Origin of the sequence: Flagellimonas marinaquae, assembly GCF_003992675.1 — a bacterium.
Classification (GTDB): Bacteria; Bacteroidota; Bacteroidia; order Flavobacteriales; family Flavobacteriaceae; genus Flagellimonas; species Flagellimonas marinaquae.
Window position 1 is genome coordinate 411,754 of sequence record NZ_RZMZ01000015.1, and the last position, 20,539, is coordinate 432,292.

General features: G+C 42.9%; 18 protein-coding genes. 9 read left to right on the forward strand and 9 right to left on the reverse strand.

Annotated elements, in window-relative coordinates; all coding sequences use genetic code 11:
• Positions 1-31: 31 nt before the first annotated feature.
• Positions 32-1,141, reverse strand: a complete 1,110-nt coding sequence (locus tag EO130_RS11175; RefSeq protein WP_127141592.1) for a hypothetical protein — start codon at positions 1,139-1,141, stop codon at positions 32-34.
• A gap of 204 nt (positions 1,142-1,345) precedes the next feature.
• Between EO130_RS11175 and mtaB the strand changes: the two genes are divergently transcribed.
• Positions 1,346-2,674: a tRNA (N(6)-L-threonylcarbamoyladenosine(37)-C(2))-methylthiotransferase MtaB gene (mtaB, locus tag EO130_RS11180; protein ID WP_127141593.1), complete on the forward strand. Its 1,329-nt coding sequence runs from the start codon at positions 1,346-1,348 to the stop codon at positions 2,672-2,674.
• A 51-nt stretch (positions 2,675-2,725) separates the two neighbouring features.
• Here mtaB and EO130_RS11185 read toward each other — a convergent pair whose 3' ends face one another.
• A complete protein-coding gene (locus EO130_RS11185) occupies positions 2,726-3,019 on the reverse strand; it encodes a GNAT family N-acetyltransferase (protein WP_127141594.1) in 294 nt (97 codons plus the stop codon).
• 167 nt (positions 3,020-3,186) lie between these two features.
• Between EO130_RS11185 and EO130_RS11190 the strand changes: the two genes are divergently transcribed.
• Positions 3,187-3,849, forward strand: a complete 663-nt coding sequence (locus tag EO130_RS11190; RefSeq protein WP_127141595.1) for an alpha/beta hydrolase — start codon at positions 3,187-3,189, stop codon at positions 3,847-3,849.
• A gap of 48 nt (positions 3,850-3,897) precedes the next feature.
• Positions 3,898-4,866, forward strand: a complete 969-nt coding sequence (locus tag EO130_RS11195; protein ID WP_127141596.1) for a lytic transglycosylase domain-containing protein — start codon at positions 3,898-3,900, stop codon at positions 4,864-4,866.
• A 9-nt stretch (positions 4,867-4,875) separates the two neighbouring features.
• Here the strand turns inward: EO130_RS11195 and EO130_RS11200 are convergent, their stop codons facing one another.
• From EO130_RS11200 to EO130_RS11215, 4 genes are all read right to left on the reverse strand, one after another.
• Positions 4,876-5,535, reverse strand: coding sequence for a peptidoglycan DD-metalloendopeptidase family protein (locus EO130_RS11200; protein ID WP_164732922.1), 660 nt, complete (start codon positions 5,533-5,535; stop codon positions 4,876-4,878).
• Positions 5,536-5,579: 44 nt separating this feature from the next.
• A complete protein-coding gene (locus EO130_RS11205; protein ID WP_127141598.1) occupies positions 5,580-6,035 on the reverse strand; it encodes a GNAT family N-acetyltransferase in 456 nt (151 codons plus the stop codon).
• Between the two features lie 32 nt (positions 6,036-6,067).
• Positions 6,068-7,210: an FAD-dependent monooxygenase gene (locus EO130_RS11210; protein WP_127141599.1), complete on the reverse strand. Its 1,143-nt coding sequence runs from the start codon at positions 7,208-7,210 to the stop codon at positions 6,068-6,070.
• A gap of 224 nt (positions 7,211-7,434) precedes the next feature.
• Positions 7,435-7,950 (reverse strand): DUF2892 domain-containing protein, encoded by a 516-nt coding sequence (locus EO130_RS11215; RefSeq protein ID WP_127141600.1) that lies wholly within the window; start codon positions 7,948-7,950, stop codon positions 7,435-7,437.
• Between the two features lie 165 nt (positions 7,951-8,115).
• Between EO130_RS11215 and rpmH the strand changes: the two genes are divergently transcribed.
• Positions 8,116-8,274 carry a 50S ribosomal protein L34 gene (gene rpmH, locus EO130_RS11220; protein WP_072882462.1) on the forward strand — a complete coding sequence of 53 codons (159 nt, stop codon included), beginning with the start codon at positions 8,116-8,118 and terminating at the stop codon, positions 8,272-8,274.
• A 95-nt stretch (positions 8,275-8,369) separates the two neighbouring features.
• The gene (gene carB, locus EO130_RS11225; protein ID WP_127141601.1) at positions 8,370-11,222 is read left to right on the forward strand and encodes a carbamoyl-phosphate synthase large subunit; all 2,853 of its coding nucleotides are present in this window, start codon (positions 8,370-8,372) and stop codon (positions 11,220-11,222) included.
• Positions 11,223-11,263: 41 nt separating this feature from the next.
• On the opposite strand, the gene EO130_RS11230 is transcribed toward carB, so the two are convergent.
• The gene (locus EO130_RS11230) at positions 11,264-11,866 is read right to left on the reverse strand and encodes a hypothetical protein (RefSeq protein WP_127141602.1); all 603 of its coding nucleotides are present in this window, start codon (positions 11,864-11,866) and stop codon (positions 11,264-11,266) included.
• A 361-nt stretch (positions 11,867-12,227) separates the two neighbouring features.
• On the opposite strand from EO130_RS11230, the gene EO130_RS11235 reads away from it, so the two are divergent.
• From EO130_RS11235 to EO130_RS11250, 4 genes are all read left to right on the forward strand, one after another.
• The gene (locus tag EO130_RS11235) at positions 12,228-12,458 is read left to right on the forward strand and encodes a hypothetical protein (protein ID WP_127141603.1); all 231 of its coding nucleotides are present in this window, start codon (positions 12,228-12,230) and stop codon (positions 12,456-12,458) included.
• Positions 12,459-12,601: 143 nt separating this feature from the next.
• On the forward strand, positions 12,602-13,684 hold the full coding sequence (locus EO130_RS11240) for an efflux RND transporter periplasmic adaptor subunit (RefSeq protein ID WP_127141604.1): 1,083 nt from the start codon (positions 12,602-12,604) through the stop codon (positions 13,682-13,684).
• Positions 13,685-13,704: 20 nt separating this feature from the next.
• Positions 13,705-16,977 carry an efflux RND transporter permease subunit gene (locus tag EO130_RS11245; RefSeq protein WP_127141605.1) on the forward strand — a complete coding sequence of 1,091 codons (3,273 nt, stop codon included), beginning with the start codon at positions 13,705-13,707 and terminating at the stop codon, positions 16,975-16,977.
• Complete coding sequence (locus tag EO130_RS11250; protein WP_241244344.1) at positions 16,967-18,394, forward strand: TolC family protein; 1,428 nt, start codon at positions 16,967-16,969, stop codon at positions 18,392-18,394. Before EO130_RS11245 ends, EO130_RS11250 begins: the two co-directional genes overlap by 11 nt.
• Positions 18,395-18,495: 101 nt before the next feature.
• On the opposite strand, the gene EO130_RS11255 is transcribed toward EO130_RS11250, so the two are convergent.
• Both EO130_RS11255 and EO130_RS11260 read right to left on the reverse strand, forming a co-directional pair.
• Positions 18,496-19,497 carry a serine hydrolase domain-containing protein gene (locus EO130_RS11255; protein ID WP_164732923.1) on the reverse strand — a complete coding sequence of 334 codons (1,002 nt, stop codon included), beginning with the start codon at positions 19,495-19,497 and terminating at the stop codon, positions 18,496-18,498.
• Positions 19,498-19,608: 111 nt separating this feature from the next.
• Complete coding sequence (locus EO130_RS11260) at positions 19,609-20,532, reverse strand: amidohydrolase family protein (RefSeq protein WP_127141607.1); 924 nt, start codon at positions 20,530-20,532, stop codon at positions 19,609-19,611.
• Positions 20,533-20,539 lie beyond the last annotated feature (7 nt).

Here is a 20,539-nt window from a genome sequence, read left to right on the forward strand (position 1 = left end):
AACGCTTAGGCATGAAAAGCGACCAAACCGATTATAGCTTTTCAACCAAGGTGGAGTCGTTGTGCTTTTGAAATTGAACGAGCTCCGAATTGTAATCAATTTTAATCTTAAAATGCTTCAGTAGGGACCCACCAATGGCACCTTTTGCGACTTTGTCCATGGATTGGGCCATCATTTCGGACCAAACACGGTCCGGTCTTCGGGAAAACTGCACGGGGCCTACTTCGTATCCTGCGACCTTTACCAAAGGAACTTCAATGATTCCTTGGTTTCCATCTGATTCGGGATAATACTTCCAGTCCGGATGATCAGTTCTCCATTGGTCGAAAATACTGGCTGCGATAAAGGACCCGGCCAAGGTGTTTTTTTCGGTGTTGAAGTACTCTTTTCCCTTGTCGGACAACACGAAACTGGCCCCGGTGTCGAAAAGGACATCGATTTTTGCACCATCGATTTCTATGCTCATGCTAGGATGCCCATACACGGCAACTCCATGGCTATTTTTCTTGAATCCTAACGGCAGCACATTGGGTTTGATGCTATCCGCTGATTTTATAGGGGTGTTGACCCATACTTCTTGTTTGGGATAATCAAATGTCCATGCGTTCCCCATAAAAAATCCTTGTCCTAAAAAAGCATCCAACCTGGGCATTTTATCGATTTTTTGCTGAAGTGCCTCATTTAGACTGGGTATAACCAGATAGGGTTCTTTTACCATTGAAAATGGTTTTCTCAAGATAAAGTTGGGTGTGGTGGTAGGTTGGGGAAATTCCTTGTTGCCCAAAAGGTTGGGTAAAAGCACATAATCTATGGGCATCAAACCTTTAACCAATCCTTTTTTTACCATTGGAGCGATTTCTGGATGATCTTTAAGCGAAGGCATTAACATACTTATGCCGCCCCCAGTATCGCAATATGCCAAAAGGGTATCCTTGGATGGCAAAGGCAATTTGACCATAAATCGGGCACCGTCCAAAAACGTAGAGGGCAATTTAAACGGTTTTTGATTCGTGGTTTTTAAACCTATTTCTTGCGATTCTTCGAAATTACGGTCCAGTTTTCGGATTATAAAAAACTGACTGGCGATGAGAATGATGATTGCCCCAATGGAAATCAACACATACTTAATGATTTTTTTCATTCTTACGATAACGGTTTTAAAAGTGTAACGGGGTTATGCGCGACCAGCGGGGCTACTGGAATTTGTCAATCTGACGCTAATTTAGGGAAAACTTTGTTCTTTTTTGTTTTTAAAAGTATTGAACAATCGCTGTGAACCAAAGACGGCTTGCGATAACTCCCAACAAATCACTATCTTTGCGCCCCTAAAACACTAGGCAGGTATATGAACAAAAAGGTCGCATTCTATACACTGGGCTGCAAGCTCAATTTCTCTGAAACCTCTACCATAGCTAGGGGTTTTGAAAAAGAGGAGTTTGAGCGTGTAGACTTTTCGGAAGAAGCGGATGTATATGTGATCAATACCTGTTCGGTCACGGAAAATGCCGATAAGCGATTTAAGACCATTGTAAGGCAGGCCCAAAAAGCCAATCCCGATGCTTTTGTAGCTGCAGTAGGTTGCTATGCGCAGCTAAAACCGGATGAGTTGGCCGCAGTGGATGGGGTGGATTTGGTGTTGGGTGCTACGGAAAAGTTCAAAATCACCGATTATCTCAACGACCTCACCAAAAATGATAAGGGAGAAGTGCACTCCTGCGAAATCGAGGACGCCGATTTTTATGTAGGCAGTTATGCGATTGGCGACCGTACCCGTGCCTTTTTAAAGGTGCAGGATGGTTGTGATTACAAGTGCACCTATTGTACCATTCCTCTGGCTCGCGGGATTTCACGAAGTGATACCTTGCAGAACGTACTCAAAAATGCCAAGGAAATCGCCTCGCAGGACATTAAGGAGATTGTGCTGACGGGCGTGAATATCGGCGACTACGGGAAAGGGGAGTTTGGCAACAAAAAACACGAGCACACCTTTTTGGATCTGGTAAAGGCCTTGGACACCATAGATGGGATTCACCGCCTGCGCATTTCCTCCATTGAACCCAACTTGCTCAAAAACGAGACTATCGATTTTGTAGCGCAAAGCAATTCCTTTGTGCCCCATTTTCATGTGCCCTTGCAGAGCGGGAGCGACGATATCCTAAAAAAAATGCGACGTCGGTATTTGTCCAATCTATATGTGGATAGGGTGAAACGTATCAAAGAAGCCATGCCGCATGCCTGTATTGGGGTAGATGTTATCGTAGGCTTTCCCGGGGAAACGGACGAACATTTTTTGGAAACCTATCATTTTTTGAACGAGTTGGACATATCCTATCTGCATGTGTTCACCTATTCAGAAAGGGACAATACCGTGGCTGCCGAAATGGACGAAGTGGTACCCAAAAAAGTGCGTAACAAACGAAGCAAAATGTTGCGCGGATTGTCGGCCAAAAAACGCAGGGCCTTCTATGAAAGCCAATTGGGAAGCGTTCGAACGGTATTGTTCGAAGGGGAAAACAAAAAAGGCTACATTCACGGATTCACTGAAAACTATGTGAAGGTAAAAGCACCATGGGACCCAGCTTTGGTGAATACTTTGCACCTAGTGGAGCTCTTGGACATTGATGCCGATGGACTCGTTCGGTTTGAGTTTGTTTCCAAGGCCATAACGGCATAAAAAAACCTCCTGGTCTAGGAGGTTTCAATACTTTTCTGATGATTGGTTAGATCAGATGCGGATACCAACGGGTAACATTTCCTTGTATTGCCTGTTTTTTCTCAAAAATCCTGCAATTTGGGGGCTTGTTGGGACAACTCTTAGGTTGTTCTCTTGAATTTCATTTAAAACCGCTTTGATGAAATCCTCTTTAAAACCCTCTTGTGTAATTTCTTCAGGAATAACCAGTTTGGTCAAAAATACTTTACGCTCTTGAGAAGAGTACTCAATCTTGGCTAAATGCCCATTGACCCTAGTTTCAAATTGACGTAAGAAACTATTGTCAGTGATTTCCATTGTTGTCATATAGTACTTGTTTTTTTCATGACTTAGCGGAACTACCTGAAAATGGCATTTCCATTACCCCATAAGATTAAAAATATGCATTCAGTAAGCGGGGTAAGCTGCAAAAGGGATACAAAATTAGTCAAAATATTGTTAATTTCCTAGTCCTTATCGATATTTGGTGTCATATGTCCGATAATAGAATCCATGTCTATCTTATGCCGGGAATGGCTGCCAACCCATCCATTTTTGAAAACATCAAACTTCCAGACGAGCAGTTTGTGACACATACCTTGGAATGGTTTGTACCCGAGAAAGGGATGAGCCTGAAGGATTATGCCGAAAAAATGTGCACACTGATCAAAGAGCCCGATCCTGTGCTGCTAGGTGTGTCCTTCGGCGGTATGCTGGTGCAGGAAATGGCCAAAATCATTCCTGTTCAAAAAATACTTGTGGTCTCATCCGTGAAGAGTAAGCACGAATTGCCCAAACGAATGCTTTTTGCCAAATACACCAAGGTACACAAGCTGCTGCCCACCGGTCTGGTGAACAATGTGGAACTTTTGGCCAAATATGCCTTTGGCGAAACCGTGACCAAACGACTGCATCTTTACGAAAAATATCTATCCATTCGCGAAAAATATTATATTGATTGGTCCATCGATCAAATTGTGAATTGGGACCAAGAAGTTCCACCTAATAACGTGGTCCACATTCAAGGGGAAAAGGATGCTGTTTTTCCCATGACCAACATCAAAGATTGTATTTCCGTTAAAAATGGCACCCACACCATGATCATTCATCGGGCCAAATGGTTTAATGAGCACCTCCCCACAATTATTTTGAAATAAATTCGTCTTTATAATAGTATCTTTACGTAACATTTTAAAAGGGAAGACATGAAACACCTCAAAAATATATTGGCATTTATCGGATTGATAGCTGTGGTAAGCACCTTGATTTTTGCTGTTCAGTCGAATGAAATGGAAGACAAAAGCATTGAAAAGGTAACGGAACCGGAAACCACGGATAAAAGTGTGGCGGACACCTACCAAATCAGTGCGATTGAAATACCCCAAGATTTGAATTTTGCGGGCGAACCGGTGCCCCAAGACGACCCCGAGATTATGGAGCGGGTAGACCGTGAGTTTTTGGTGAATACCTATTGGCAATCGAACGCCCTTTTATTGATGAAGCGGGCCAACAAATACTTCCCGATCATTGAGCCCATTCTTAAAAAGAATGGCATTCCTGACGATTTCAAATACTTGGCCGTAGCCGAAAGCGGTCTTGAGAATGTAGTTTCCCCTGCAGGCGCCACTGGTTTTTGGCAGATTATGAAAGGTACGGGACGAGAATATGGTCTTGAAGTGAACGATAACGTAGATGAGCGTTACCATATAGAAAAGGCAACCCAGGTAGCCTGCGATTACCTCAACAAATGGAAAGAGCGTTTTGGAAGCTGGACGTTGACCGCTGCTGCCTATAATGCAGGCCCCGCAGGCATTCAAAAATACATGGACATTCAGCAAGTGGAGGATTATTACGATTTGTTGCTGGGACAGGAGACCGGACGCTATGTGTTCCGTATTCTGGCTATTAAGGAGATTTTATCCAACCGTGACAAGTATGGTTTTCAGTTGGAAGAGGACGATATGTACACAAAAGTGCCCACCTTTACGGTTGAAGTGGATTCGGCAGTAAACAACTGGGCCGATTTTGCCGAGCTTTACGAAATCAATTACAAGGTTTTGAAGCGTCACAACCCATGGCTGCGCGAACCCCATTTGAACAATGCATCACGAAAAAAGTACACCATCGAAATTCCGAACAAGGGATACTACCGGGTGGGGAGTACTGGAAAATAGTTTGTTGCTTTAGTACTTGAACAGAAAGTAAGGAGACGGAAAAAGCGTTTCTACTTTAGGTAGTAGTGCAGGTGAAATATAACCCCACTCCATAAGACCCTCGTCAATCGCTTTTTGGGTAAGAATCTGAAGATGCACGTGGCAAAACCAACCTCCGCTATCACTTTCTTGTCCAATATGGGCAAACTTTTGACCAGCCTTTATTTTTTCTCCAACATGTACCAAGTGAGGGGTTTTTAAGTGTCCATAGAGTGAGTAAAAGACCACTCCGTCCATATCATGTTTTAGGATGATGTAGCCCCCGTAATTACCGAGGACAGTTTCTTTTCCGGTTTTGTAGACTTCGGCATCCAAAGGGGAAAACATTGGTATGTTGTAGGGCACGATGATATCCAGACCCAGATGATAATACCGTTCCTCTTCGATGATGTTGGAATAGTCGCGAAGGAGGCTTTTCCGTTCTTCCAGATACTTGCCAATGCCCCAGCTTCGGGATGCATCCTTTAATTCATCAAAAATCATTTGGTTAAACTGATGGAAGTCCGTCAGCGGGTAGTCCAATGTTTTCGGGTTATTGGATGAAAAATCAAAGATGAACGGCCTTCCTTTTAGGAAACTACCGAATAAGGGGTGGACATCGACGCCATTGAGGCATAGTGGGTAGTACATGGGTAAACTGTTCGTAAAATCAAACAAATGTAACCATAGAATGATTACGAAAGCCTTTTCTCCAAAACAACCATATGTTTGCATTGAATGCCATCTTCAAAAATGGGTTCGGCATAGTGGTCCACGAAATGGTTTTTTATAACATGGTCGATTTCAAAACCTGATTTTTGGTAAAACGCAAGTTGTCCAATACTGGAATTGCCCGTACCTACAATTAATTTGTTATAACCTGAATCCCTACAGGTTTTGATGGCGTATTCCAAAAGTACTTTTCCATAACCCCTCCCTTGTTGTGAGGGTGAGACTGCAATATTTTTAAGTTCCATGGTTGTACCGTCCAACTCCTGCAAGACCATTGCCCCGATGGTTTCGTCCCCAATCTTGGCCAGATAACAGGTCCCGTTTGTAAGATAGGCTTCAATATGGGTTTTTGATGGATCGGCTAGTTGCAATAGGTCAAACAGTACTGATTTGTTATTGAGCAACCGAGTAATACGCATTTTCTAGAGAATGATTGTCTTGTATTTTAGGACTAAGAGAATTCTTTAACATGGTAGAGCTTTTTCATTTGTTCATTAATTTTATGCTCCGGGGTCAAACGTATTATGCTCTTTAAAATGAACTGACCTACTAGACTATGGGCCATTTTACCAAATCTCCAAGAATTGGAGACAACGTACTCTACTTTTTCTCTTCTGGATGATTCAAATTCATTCAATGCTACCCTTAGGTTACCATTGTGCTTTTTTAAAGTGTTTGCTAGATAGTACGCATCTTCAATGCCTTGACATGCACCCTGACCCATATTCGGTGTTGTGGCATGGGCTGCGTCACCGAGCAATAGTACATTTTCCTTGTGCCATGATTTTAATCGTTTTAAATCGGAGATATCGCTTCGAATGATTTTTTCTTCGGCTGTATGATCTAGGATTTTGTGAATCACTTCATGAAAATCTTTGTAAAGTATTGATAATTTAGGTTTTATTGATCCCAATTCATCAATCTCGCCCTGCTTTGCATTGATTACCGCAAACCAGTACACCTTATTGCGGCCTATTTGTGAAAATCCGAACCTTATTTTTCTGCCCCAGACTTCTATTCCTGAACTTTCAAATTCGCTGGGAAGGTTAAAATCGGCTACACCTCTCCAGCAGGTTTGTCCTGAAAATCTTTTAACGGTGTTCTCAAATGTTTCGGTTCTTACTTTAGAGTGGATTCCATCAGCACCAATTAACAAATCACAAGAAACCTGTTTATTGCCAATTAAAACATTTATTTCATTGCTTTCATATTGGTAAGACTTAAAGTCTTGTCCAAGATGTACGAGTTGCTCTGGTAGCGCATCGAACAATATTTTCTGCAAATCGGCCCTAAGTATGGCCACTATTTTATTACCATGATCATCTTGTACCGCTTCTTTGGTAGTTTTCTTAAATGGAACCAATTGGGGATTTGTTATATCTACTTGGTTTAAAATGGTACCCTTATCCCTTATCAATTGGCCGAGGTTTAGCCAATCCAAGATTTTTAAGGCGTTGGGTTGAACCCAAATTCCTGCACCGACTTCGTTTATTTCTCTCGCTTTTTCAAAAACCTCGCATTGAAAACCAACTTTCTTTAAGGCAAGGGCAGTGGTTAATCCTGTAATTCCTCCGCCAATAATTGTTATTCTCATCAATAGGCAAAATTTGAATTGTAAATTAAATAAAGGGTGGAACAAAATTCCACTTCGAAGCGTGAAGGTAAGGGATTGACGATTTTTAATAGCACACAAATTGACGGATACCCCTTTTCAATTGATGGATGGTGCGTCTGAATCAACGAATGCGATTTTGTGTCCATAATCAAAATGGACTATCAAGTAGGAAGATGAATTTTTTTGATGGTTGAAGTTTATGCTTAAATCTTCTTCATCTGCTGCTGCATCATTTTGATTTGTTCCGTAAGCATGTTGTTTTTGTCCAATTTCTTGGCTTCCTGCAATAAAGTAGTTGCTTCACGTTTTCTTCGCTTCTGCATGGCAATGCCCGCCAAGCTCAATTTGGCCATGGCCACATCATAATCCATGGTCAGACCAAATTTTAAGGCCTTTTTAAAGTATTTCTCGGCCTGAGTTAGGTTTTTTTGAGAGTAGATGATACCATGGAGATAGTTATAGTATCCCTGTTGTTTTTTGATCAAGGCCGCTTGAGGGTTTTTGATTTTGGCCAACCACCTTTGCGTACCCTCTAAGTCCTGCTTTCTCATTTTAAGAAAGGCCAAAAGGATAAACTCATTACGAAAGTATAGAAAAATGAACACGAGGGATAGCAAGATCAATGCAATTCCGTTGCCAATATTGCCTTCTATAAACTGGTATACGGCATAAGCAATGATGAGGACGGCAATGACGAGCTTTATATTTTTGTTGAACATACAGTCTTGAGTTTTTACCTTTAATTAAGTGCCCGCAAAAGTACTAAAAACTAATTTAAATATTTTAGGTTTGGACTTGCCAAAGTAAAAAGTCTTCGTATATTTGCGCCCAGAATTTTTAGGGGAGATTACTTCCCATCAACAAATCCATAAAACAGTTCGGAAATGAAAAGAACGTATCAACCATCCAAAAGGAAGAGAAGAAACAAGCATGGTTTTAGGGAGCGCATGGCGACTGCCAATGGTAGAAAAGTTCTTGCGAGAAGAAGAGCCAAAGGAAGAAAAAGATTAACTGTTTCCTCTGAGCCAAGACATAAAAAATAATGATAGTATTTATTATTTAAATTAAAGGTGTTACTTTTCTAGGTAACACCTTTTTTTTGACATATAAGCAAATAACCGAGAAACCCCTATAGAAAATGCCCAAAAGAAAAGATTTAAATTCCATTCTGATTATTGGTTCTGGTCCTATCATCATTGGCCAGGCATGTGAGTTCGACTATTCCGGTTCCCAGGCCCTTCGCTCCCTTCGGGAAGATGGGATTGAAACTATTTTGATCAACAGTAATCCAGCCACGATTATGACCGACCCTACCATGGCGGACCATGTGTACCTGAAGCCGTTGAACACAAAATCCATCATAGAAATCCTTAAAAAACACCCAAATATCGATGCCGTATTGCCAACCATGGGCGGGCAAACCGCATTGAACCTTTGTATTGAGGCCGATGAAAAAGGGATTTGGGAAGATTTTGGAGTGGAGATCATAGGGGTGGACATCGATGCTATCAACATTACAGAAGACCGTGAAAAGTTTAGGGAGTTGATGCTGAAAATTGGCATTGGTATGCCGCCACAGGCATCCGCAACATCCTTCCTAAAAGGAAAAGAGATTGCCCAGGAATTCGGTTTTCCATTGGTTATTAGGGCTTCCTTTACCTTGGGAGGAGCAGGTGCGGGCATTGTTTATGATCCAGAGCATTTTGATGACATGCTAAGCCATGGATTGGAAGTATCCCCCATCCATGAGGTGATGATCGATAAGGCCTTGATGGGCTGGAAAGAATATGAGTTGGAGCTGCTACGTGACAAAAACGACAATGTGGTCATTATTTGTACCATCGAGAATATGGACCCCATGGGTATCCATACCGGGGATTCTATCACCGTTGCGCCGGCTATGACCTTGTCCGATAGAACATTCCAGCGCATGCGGGACATGGCCATCCACATGATGCGAAGTATAGGGGACTTCGCAGGAGGGTGTAATGTACAGTTCGCCGTAAGCCCGGACGAAAAAGAGGATATCATTGCTATCGAGATCAATCCAAGGGTTTCCCGATCTTCCGCTTTGGCTTCCAAGGCAACAGGGTACCCGATTGCAAAAATTGCGGCAAAACTGGCGATAGGCTACACGTTGGATGAGTTGGACAACCAAATTACACAATCCACGTCAGCTTTGTTTGAGCCGACCTTGGACTATGTCATCGTAAAAATACCAAGGTGGAATTTCGATAAGTTCGAAGGTTCCGATAGGACTTTGGGCCTTCAAATGAAATCTGTTGGCGAGGTGATGGGTATTGGGCGATCGTTCCAAGAAGCCCTTCACAAAGCTACCCAGTCCCTCGAAATCAAACGAAACGGCTTGGGTGCAGACGGTAAAGGATACAAGGATTACGAAACCATCATCGAGAAATTACGTGTGCCCAGTTGGGACAGGGTGTTTGTCATCTATGATGCCATTCAACTTGGAATTCCATTAAAACGAATCCATGACATCACCAAAATAGATATGTGGTTCCTAAAACAATACGAGGAATTGCACTTCTTGGAGATGGAAATATCAAAATATACCATAGAGAGCTTGCCAAAAGCCCTATTGCTAGAGGCGAAACAAAAAGGTTTTGCGGACAGACAGATTGCCCACATGTTGGATTGTTGGGAGAGTGAGGTACACAGCAAGCGAATGGATTTGAACATCAACCGGGTGTATAAATTGGTGGATACCTGTGCCGCTGAGTTTAAGGCGGTGACACCGTACTACTATTCCACATTTGAGGAAGAAATCGAGACCCCAAGTGGAGAGCGTTACGTGGCCAACGATAGCGAGGTGACCGATAAGAAAAAGGTGGTAGTACTCGGTTCTGGACCTAACCGGATTGGGCAAGGTATCGAGTTTGATTACTGCTGCGTGCACGGTGTTTTGGCCGCTGCCGAATGCGGTTATGAGACCATTATGATCAACTGTAACCCAGAAACCGTCTCCACGGACTTTGATACGGCCGATAAATTATACTTTGAACCTGTTTTCTGGGAACATATCTACGATATTATCCTTCATGAAAAACCAGAGGGTGTCATCGTACAGTTGGGCGGACAGACAGCATTGAAGCTTGCCGAGAAGCTCGACAAGTATGGCATCAACATTATTGGGACAAGTTTCCAATCGCTGGATTTGGCAGAAGATAGGGGAAGTTTCTCTACGCTATTGAAAGAAAATGATATTCCTTACCCACGATTCGGGGTTGCTGAAACTGCAGATGAAGCCTTGGACTTGGCCGAAGAGCTGAACTTTCCATTATTGGTAAGGCCATCTTACGTTTTGGGGGGGCAGGGTATGAAAATTGTGATCAACAAAGAAGAACTGGAAGCCCATGTGGTGGATTTGTTACGAAAAATACCCAACAACAAGCTGCTTTTGGACCACTACTTGGATGGAGCCATTGAAGCTGAGGCAGATGCCATCTGTGATGGTGAAGATGTGTACATCATCGGAATCATGGAGCACATTGAGCCCTGTGGAATCCACTCTGGGGATTCCAATGCTACCTTGCCCCCATTTAACTTGGGCGAGTTTGTGTTGCAGCAAATAAAAGATCATACCAAAAAAATCGCGTTGGCTCTGAACACGGTGGGCTTGATCAATATCCAGTTTGCGGTGAAAGACGATATTGTGTATATCATCGAAGCCAACCCAAGGGCATCGCGTACGGTTCCGTTTATTGCGAAGGCATACAAAGAACCCTATGTGAATTATGCCACCAAGGTAATGTTGGGCGAGAAAAAAGTAAAGGACTTCACCTTTAACCCGCAATTGGAAGGTTATGCCATTAAACAGCCGGTGTTCTCTTTTAACAAGTTCCCTAACGTAAACAAAAATCTGGGACCTGAAATGAAGAGTACTGGCGAGAGTATCCTGTTTATTGACAATTTAAAGGATGATGAGTTTTACAATCTCTACGCTAGGAGAAAAATGTACTTGAGCAAGTAGTAAACCATCTCTTTATCCATACAGACCTTTAAAGCGGTTGGCTAATCTATTAATTGAAAAGATTCGGCAATCGTTTTAAAGGTTTTTTTATGCTCCATTTTCTTGTCCTTCAAGGTCCAGGCCATAATCATGTAAACGTTTTCATGGCCTTCAACAAAGGTCAAAAAATAAGAGATTTCTTGATCCATTCCGTTCACCTTGGCATCGAGCTCCAAGGATTCTGCATCCAGGCCATATATCAATCGTGATGTAAAGGGAGATTTATGGGTGATTTGGGTGGTACGGGATAAAATTTGTAGCCGGGCATCCCTGTAATTTTGTATGACAGAAAGCGAATCGTCATACTGCTCCAAGTCCCTGAACACTTCTTCAAACCTGGACTTTTGCTCATCCATAACAATGAGATAGGCTTCTTTTCTTAGACTCTGAAATTGTAGCGAGGCCTCTTCGTTCAATCCTGTGGTTCCCGTCATAAACAAGGGCACGTCAATACGGTATTCATTGTTCACGGAAATGGTATGAAAACCATCGGAATCCTCTTTTTGATTCTTGGAATCCTTGCACGAAACCAAAGAGAGAACAAGTACAATTATAGGAACAAGCAAACGGTAACGCATATAGAAACCTTTGTTTTTCAGGTACACCTAAGATAGGGTTTTAATGCTTTTATGCCAATTTGGGTAATTTTTGAAAAGTCAATTTTATATTTATTTGATTTTTTAGCTGTCTTTAGAAATTTTTCATCAAAAAAAATAGCGAATAAATCGATTTTAACCATAATTAACAACTACCATTTGTTCGAGAAGTTTGAGTAACATAGCTTTGTTCCTCGAAATGAAAAAGGCATTCATAAAATATCTGTTTCCACTCCTTACCTTATGGTTATGTGGATTCGTTAATTTCCATACAAATCCGCAAGAGAAACCAATTGCGGAAAATGCCTGTTATCTCCAGAATTTAGAGAGTCAACATTCCTCAGAAATATTTCAATCCCTTGAACTGGGATTGGAAAAAAGACATTTCGTAGAAATTGACCTTGAAGAACAAGAAGAACGTGAAGAGGAAGTAGCATCACATAGTTTTTCGCTAAAAAATGGTAATTTCTCGACCGCTTATGAATTTCCCGCCTCTTGGGGGCAACTCTTTTTGGAATCCAACACCAATTTTGGGTTATCTCGACCCAAGTCAGCTTCAACCATAAAGAAGCATGTGAGGTTCCAAGTATTCCGAATTTAGAATTTACATCTAGCAAAGCTACTCCTGTGCTTTGCGACCAACTGCATCCCTTTGGGTAAGAATCAATAACCAAGGGTAGGTCCCTTTATGTGGATTCGGACTTCCCTTGACCATTTCAAAATATTTTTTAAACCAGTAAAACTATGAGGAGATTTTCCATCTTCATCGGCTTGCTTGTAGCCATGTGCTATGCGAGCTGCGAATCCAATAAGCACGAAAACAAGGAAGAGACCAAGTACCTTGTATCAAGTCCAATCCAAATGGACACTTCTATCACTAAAGATTACGTTTGCCAAATTCATTCCATACGCCATATTGAACTTAGGGCTTTGGAAAAAGGCTACCTACAACATATTTATGTAGATGAAGGGCAGCATGTAAAAAAAGGACAGCGCATGTTTCATATTATGCCCAATGTTTACCAAGCCGACCTGCAAAAGGCAAAGGCTGAGGCCGAAGTGGCTGAAATTGAATATAAAAACACCAAATTATTGGCAGACGGGAACGTTGTTTCAGCCAATGAGTTGGCCATGGCCAAAGCAGAATTGGATAGGGCCAAAGCAGAGGTTAGTCTGGCGGAAACCCATTTGGGCTTTACGGACATCCGAGCCCCTTTCGATGGTATAATGGACCATCTCGAAGTTAGGGAGGGAAGTCTTTTGGATGAAGGAGAACTGCTGACCAAACTCTCCGACAACTCTAAAATGTGGGTGTATTTCAATGTGCCCGAAGCAGAGTACCTGGATTACATTACCACTACCAAAAAAAGTGAAAAACAACAGGTGGAACTGCTGATGGCCAACAACAAAAAGTTCAACCAGGCGGGAATTGTGGAGACCATTGAAGGAGAGTTCAACCACGAAACCGGAAACATTGCCTTTAGGGCAACGTTCCCCAATCCCGAAGGTATTTTAAGGCATGGGGAAACCGGAAGCATTTTGATGAAGGTACCGTTGGATAAAGCGATGCTTATTCCACAAAAGGCCACTTTTGAAGTGTTGGACAAAAAATTTGTCTTTGTCCTAGATGAGAACGGAACAGTGCAACAACGCGAAATTGTTGTAGGTGCCGAGCTACCGCACCTTTTTGTAGTGGAAAAAGGACTTTCATTAAACGATAAAGTACTCTTGGAAGGTATCCGTATGGTTCGGAACGGGGAAAAGATTCATTACGAATTCGAAAAACCTGAATCCGTATTGTCACACCTAGAGTTGTATGCTGAGTAACAATCCCATAATCATAAGCAATGTTTAAAAAATTTATACACAGGCCGGTATTGGCCATTGTGATTTCGGTCATAATCGTGTTTACGGGACTGTTGGCCATAAAACAACTGCCTATTTCGCAGTTCCCGCAAATTGCCCCAACTACGGTAAATATATTTATAGCTTATCCAGGTTCGAGCGCTGATGTTCTGGTAAAATCAACCCTTATACCTCTGGAAACATCCATCAATGGGGTACAGGGCATGCGCTACATAGCGTCGGACGCCACTAGTGCCGGTGAAGGAACCCTGAGGGTGATTTTTGAACCGGGAACCGACCCCAATCAAGCTGTGGTTCGGGTAAAGACGCGGGTAGACCAAGTAATGCCGTTATTGCCAGAGTTGGTGCAACGTGAAGGGGTGATCATTACCCCTGTACAGCCCAGTATGCTGATGTATGTGAATTTGTACAGTGATGCCAAGAACAATGACGAAAAGTTCCTGTACAATTATGCATACACCAAAATTATTCCCGAAATACAGCGTATCAATGGTATCGCCAGTGCCCAAATTCTGGGTAGCCGCAAGTTTGCCATGCGTGTTTGGTTGAAACCCGATAGAATGCGAGCATACGATGTTTCCGCAGAAGAAATCCTGAAAGCGATGGAAGAGCAAAGTATTCTGGCTCGGCCGGGTCGATTAGGACGAAGTTCGGGGAAACGGGCACAGTCACTCGAATATGTATTGGTATATCAAGACCGATACAATGAGCCTGAACAGTACAAGGATATCATTATTAAAGCCAATGGAGAAGGAGAGTTGTTAAAGTTAGGCGATGTGGCCGATGTGGAATTGGGAAGCGAGTTCTTCGATATCTATTCCAATCTCGATGGAAAACCATCGGCATCAATTGTATTAAAACAGACTTTTGGAAGTAATGGTAGTGATGTTATAGATGCCGTAAAGGACAAGCTCTCCGAGTTGGAAGAAGAATTGCCCCCTGGAATTGATTACAAGATCAGTTATGACGTTTCCAACTTTTTGGATGCATCGATTGAACAAGTATTGCACACGTTGCGTGATGCATTTATTCTGGTGGCCGTAGTAGTATTCCTTTTCTTGGGCGATTGGCGTTCGACTTTGATTCCAATCATTGCGGTACCGGTATCGCTCATCGGGGCATTCTTTGTAATGCAGCTGTTTGGACTTTCCATTAACCTGATTACATTGTTTGCCTTGGTTTTGGCCATCGGTATTGTGGTGGATGATGCCATTGTTGTGGTAGAGGCCGTCCACATGAAGATGGAAAAGGAAAACTTGACACCGTATAAAGCATCTTACGAAGTGTTGGGAGAAATTGGTGGAGCCATTATTGCCATTACCATGGTGATGGTGTCCGTATTCATTCCCATTTCCTTTATGACGGGACCCGTTGGGGTATTTTATAGACAGTTTTCCATTACCATGGCGGGGTCTATTATTATTTCCGCTTTGGTCGCACTTACCCTTACACCAGTGCTATGTGCCATGATGCTGAAGAACAATCATGGGAAGCCCAGAAGAAAATCACCTGTAAATCGGTTTATAGATTGGTTCAACAGGAGGTTTGAAAAACTTACAGGTAGGTATATAGGTATTTTGAGCAAGATTGTAAACCGAAGAGTGGTCACTTTTGGTGTGTTGATCGTTTTCTGTGCCGGAATATTCTTTACCAATCAGACACTTCCTGCAGGATTTATCCCCAATGAAGATCAAGGAATGATCTATGCGATCATCCAGACGCCTCCTGGCGCCACTTTGGAACGGACCAACGATGTTGCCAGAAAGCTTCAGGCCATTTGCGAGGAAACCGAAGGTGTGGAATCTGTTTCATCTTTGGCGGGATATGAAATCATGACCGAAGGACGGGGCTCCAACGCCGGAACTTGTCTCATCAACTTAAAGCCATGGTCGCAGCGGGAACATTCCGTGCACGAAATAATGGAAGAATTGGAGGAAGAGACCAAAGACCTGGGAGCGGTCATCGAATACTTTGAGCCACCAGCAGTACCCGGCTTTGGTTCATCAGGTGGTTTTGCGATGCGTCTATTGGACAAGACCAACGGTACAGATTATCATGAGTTTGAAAGAATCAACAATGATTTTATGGATGCCTTGCGTGAACGTAAGGAACTCGCTGGTTTGTTTACGTTCTATGCGGCCAATTATCCGCAATATGAGCTGAAAATCAATAATAAAGCAGCAATGCAAAAAGGAGTTTCCATAGGAAAAGCCATGGAAAACCTGAACATTCTCATTGGTAGTACCTACGAGCAAGGGTTTATCCGTTTCGGTCGTTTCTTTAAGGTGTATACCCAAGCTGCTCCAGAATATCGCAGTATGCCATCCGACTTGGAAAAACTCTTCGTCAAGAACGAAGAAGGGGAAATGGTGCCCTATTCTGCGTTTATGACCATGGAAAAAAGATTGGGCCCCAACGAAATTACCCGATATAATCTATACAACTCGGCTGCTATTCGTGGTTTGCCAGCTTCAGGTTTTACAAGTGGTGACGCCATAAAGGCTATTGAGGAGGTTGCAGAACAAACCTTGCCAAGAGGCTACGACATTGCCTGGGAAGGGCTTAGCTACGATGAAGCGCAGCGTGGAAATGAATCTCTCTACATTTTTATAGTAGTGCTCATCTTCGTGTACTTGGTGCTTGCTGCACAATATGAGAGCTTCTTGCTACCCTTGGCGGTGATCTTATCACTTCCGGTTGGTATTTTCGGTTCTTTTTTCCTTTTGAAAGCCATGGGACTAGCCAACGATGTGTATGCCCAGATCGGTATTATCATGCTGGTGGGGCTGCTGGGTAAAAATGCGGTTCTGATTGTAGAATTTGCCGTTCAAAAACGTCGCGAAGGCTCCACCATTCGGGATGCGGCCATAGAAGGAGCCAGACAACGTTTCCGACCTATTTTGATGACTTCCTTTGCCTTTATCGCAGGGTTGATTCCGTTGGTCATTGCCACAGGTGCCGGTGCCATTGGAAATAAGACTATTGGCGGTTCGGCGATGGGCGGTATGATTGTCGGAACCATTTTCGGAGTCCTGTTGATTCCTGGCCTATATTACGTATTTGCAAAAATGGCGGATGGAAAAAGTTTGATCAAGGATCAGCACGACGAACCGATGTCGGAGGAGTTTTTCCATCGAAATGACACGGTGTTCAAATTGAAGGCCCGTCTGCGCTTGATGAATCAACGTTTGAAAAAAATGACGACTGCAAAAAATGGAAATAAGAATAAAAAAGGCGATCAGGATGAATCATAGAAAAACACTTTTAATTGGAATGATAGGGATGATTGTCCTTTATTCCTGTGTGCCCACTAGAGAAATCAGGAACGAGGACGTAGCGGTCCCAAAAAACTACCAAAATTTGTCAACCGATACCGTAAACACAGGATTGGTGGAATGGAAGCAGTTTTTTAAGGACTCAAATCTGGTTGCATTGATCGATACCGCCTTGGTAAAAAACCAAGAGCTGAACATTATGTTGCAGCAAGTGGATATGGCCCAAAATAGGATTCAAGCCAAAAAAGGGGAGTATTTGCCTTTTGTCAATATCCAGGCGGGAGCTGAGGTCGACAAAGTAGGCGAATACACCCGAAATGGCGCCGTTGAAAAAAACCTCGAGGTAAAAGAAGGCGAAGAGTTCCCCGAGCCCCTGACCAATTATATGGTCGGGGCCTTCGCCACTTGGGAACTCGACGTATGGAAGAAGCTCCGTAATGAGAAAAAGGCTGCGGTTTATGAATACCTTTCCAGCGTAGAGGGCAAAAACTTTATGGTGACCAACTTGGTCGCGGAAATTGCCGATTCGTATTATGAATTAATGGCGCTGGACAATCAAATGGCCATCATAGACCAAAACCTGGAGATACAGCAAAATGCCCTGCACATGGTGAAACTGCAAAAGCAGGCCGCGCGAGCCACGGAATTGGCTGTGAAGCGTTTTCAGGCCGAGGTGATGAAAAACCAGAGCCATAAATATGAGATTCAACAGCAAATCGTGGAAGTGGAAAACCGATTGAATTTTTTGATTGGACGCTCACCTCAGCACATTCAAAGGGCATCCGATAATTTTATTGATGCACCTATTGATACCATTTACGCTGGAATACCTTCCCAATTATTGCAGAATCGGCCCGATGTCCGTAGAGCCGAATATGAATTGGCTGCGGCTAAATTGGACACCAAAGCGTCCAAGGCCAATTTTTATCCTCAGTTTACCATAAAGGCAGGTCTAGGGCTGGAAGCCTTTGATACGAAATACCTGACCACTACTCCAGAATCCGTTCTATATTCGGCTATTGGTGATATGGTAGCGCCTTTGATCAACAGAAATGCAATAAAGGCTCAGTACAAAAATGCTACGGACCGTCAGCTGCAAGCAGTTTTTGAATATGAAAAGGCCATTTTGAATGCCTATATCGAGGTGGCCAACCAGTTGTCCAACATCGATAACTTAAAAAAGAGCTATGAATTAAAGGATGGTCAAGTACAGGCCCTAACGGAATCCATAGACCTCTCCACGCGTTTGTTCCAATCTGCAAGGGTGGAATATATCGAGGTGCTTTTGGCACAGCGTGAGGCTTTGGAGTCCCGTATGGAGCTTGTAGAGACCAAAAAAGACCAGTTGCTGGCCCAGGTAAATATGTACCGCGCCTTGGGAGGTGGCTGGAATTAAGTGTCCCAAATCGATAGTTTCACCTACTGCCTTGGCTATTGATTTACCCAAAAGGAAGCCCGGTTTACAATTGTAAATCGGGCTTCTGATTTTATGATGAATTATTTCGTGGCGATATCGCTTAAAGCTTGATAAAGTTCAAATAGTACCGGGTTTTTAAATTCATTGTTCCAAAGCACAACAATACGGTCGTTGTCAATAAAACGAAGTGCATAGCTGGAAGTTCCGGCCGAAGCTCCACCATGACTGACTGTTGCGGCAAACTGATTTTCCATATAAGGGAAATCGATCAGGCTAAACCCATACCCGTATGGACTTTGGTGTGGTCCCCATTCACTTTTTGCTTCTTCGGGCAGGGAGTGAGGTTGAAACGCAAGCGTCCAGGACTGTTTTGAGAGCAATTTGTCCGTTCCCACGGCCAACATGAATTTGTGTAAATCCTGCAAGGTTGTTTTTTCCCCACCAGGCCCTGTAAAATCAAGTTTCTCTGCCGGTAGAAGCGGGTTTCCGTGTTCAAGGTAATACACGGGCATGCTTGGTCCATAAATGGGCGCAGACCAATAGGTGTCCTCCATGTGCAAGGGTTTGAAAATTTTTTCCTGTAAAATGAGATTGTAATCATTTCCTAAATGTGCCATAATGATTTCAGAAAGAATGACGTATCCCGTATTGCTGTATAAAAAAGCTGTACCTGGCTTGAAGGCCAACGTTATTTTGGCAATTTTTTCCTCAAGAATACTCCTCTGACTTTTCTGGTCGTGTTCAGCTTTTTCTCTTTCCTCATAAACTTTGCTCAAGAACCCGGAACGATGACTTAAAAGATGGTGAATGGTAATATGATTCGCCTCACGGTGTTTGAACCATGGAAGATGTTTGGAGATGGGATCTTCCAGAGAAACCTTACCTTCTTCAACCAGTTGTAAAATTAGTACAGCTGTAAACATTTTACCTATGCTCGCATCCCAAAAGCGCATTTTTGGAGCATTGGGTATTTTCAGGCTACGGTCGGCAAGTCCGAACGCCCCTTCATAAATTATGGTTTCCCCCTCGGCAACCAAAAGGGCACCGTGTATTTTTCCTTCATCAAATAGCTTCTTGGCCACTCCCTCAATTTGGGGTGCATCCTTTTTTGTAAGTTGACCAAAGGTCAAAGACCATATAAAAAGGCAGCAAACAAATGGTAAATTTTTGGTTTTCATGCTTCCGGATATCATTCAGTATGGGTTCTTATGACTGTCAATTTGAGTTTGGGATAGCCCCAAAAACTCAGCGGCATTATCATAGAATATATCCTCTTTCTGTTCCATGGTCAAAAAATCAGCGGAGTTGATGGCATCTACAGCGATATCAATGGTCTCGGGCCAAACCATCTGATCGGTACCGAACATAATTCTTTTCCCGAAACCGGCATCTATCAATCCTTTGATGAAGTTATGGAACTCTGCCTTGGGCAAAACCCAGTCAATCGCAGCCACATCCAAGTATAATTGCGGATGCATGTAGAGCATGGCCTTCATATCTTCCAAATAAGGCCAGCCTCCGTGCATTACAAATACCTTTAGATTGGGGTGGCTTACCAATACTTCTTCCAACTGTTTGGGATTGGCATTCTTTACTCGGATTTGATTCATCCCCATATGATAAAGTCCGCCAGGAGGTCCACCGGGCATAACATGAAAACCAACAGGAATACCCAGTTCCTCAGCGAGGTCAAAAAAAGGTTTTTGTGAAGGGTCGTCCGCAGTAATTCCGCCATAAAATGGATTGAGTTCGCCAATAGCCGCCAATTCTCCTTTTAATGCCATCTCTTTTAATTGGTCCAATGGCATATTTCGTCCGCTTACCAATATGCGTTCAGGATTGTCGACTTTCCATAATTGACCATCGGAAGTGAGCGCCAGCACAATGTTGTGTTTGTCCATTTTTTTAAAGGTCTCCTTTTTCTGTTCTTCTGGCGTTTTTACCCCTTTGTACGTTTCGTTTTTGAGCGGATTTGGGTGGTCCATACCAAACATCATGCCTCCAAGTTCCTGATTGTATGCATGCACGTGCATATCGATAATAGGTCCAGAGTAGCGTTGGGCATAAAGGGTTCCCAAAATAGATATGAATAACAATCCGGTAAATATGTTTTTCATGTTTCGA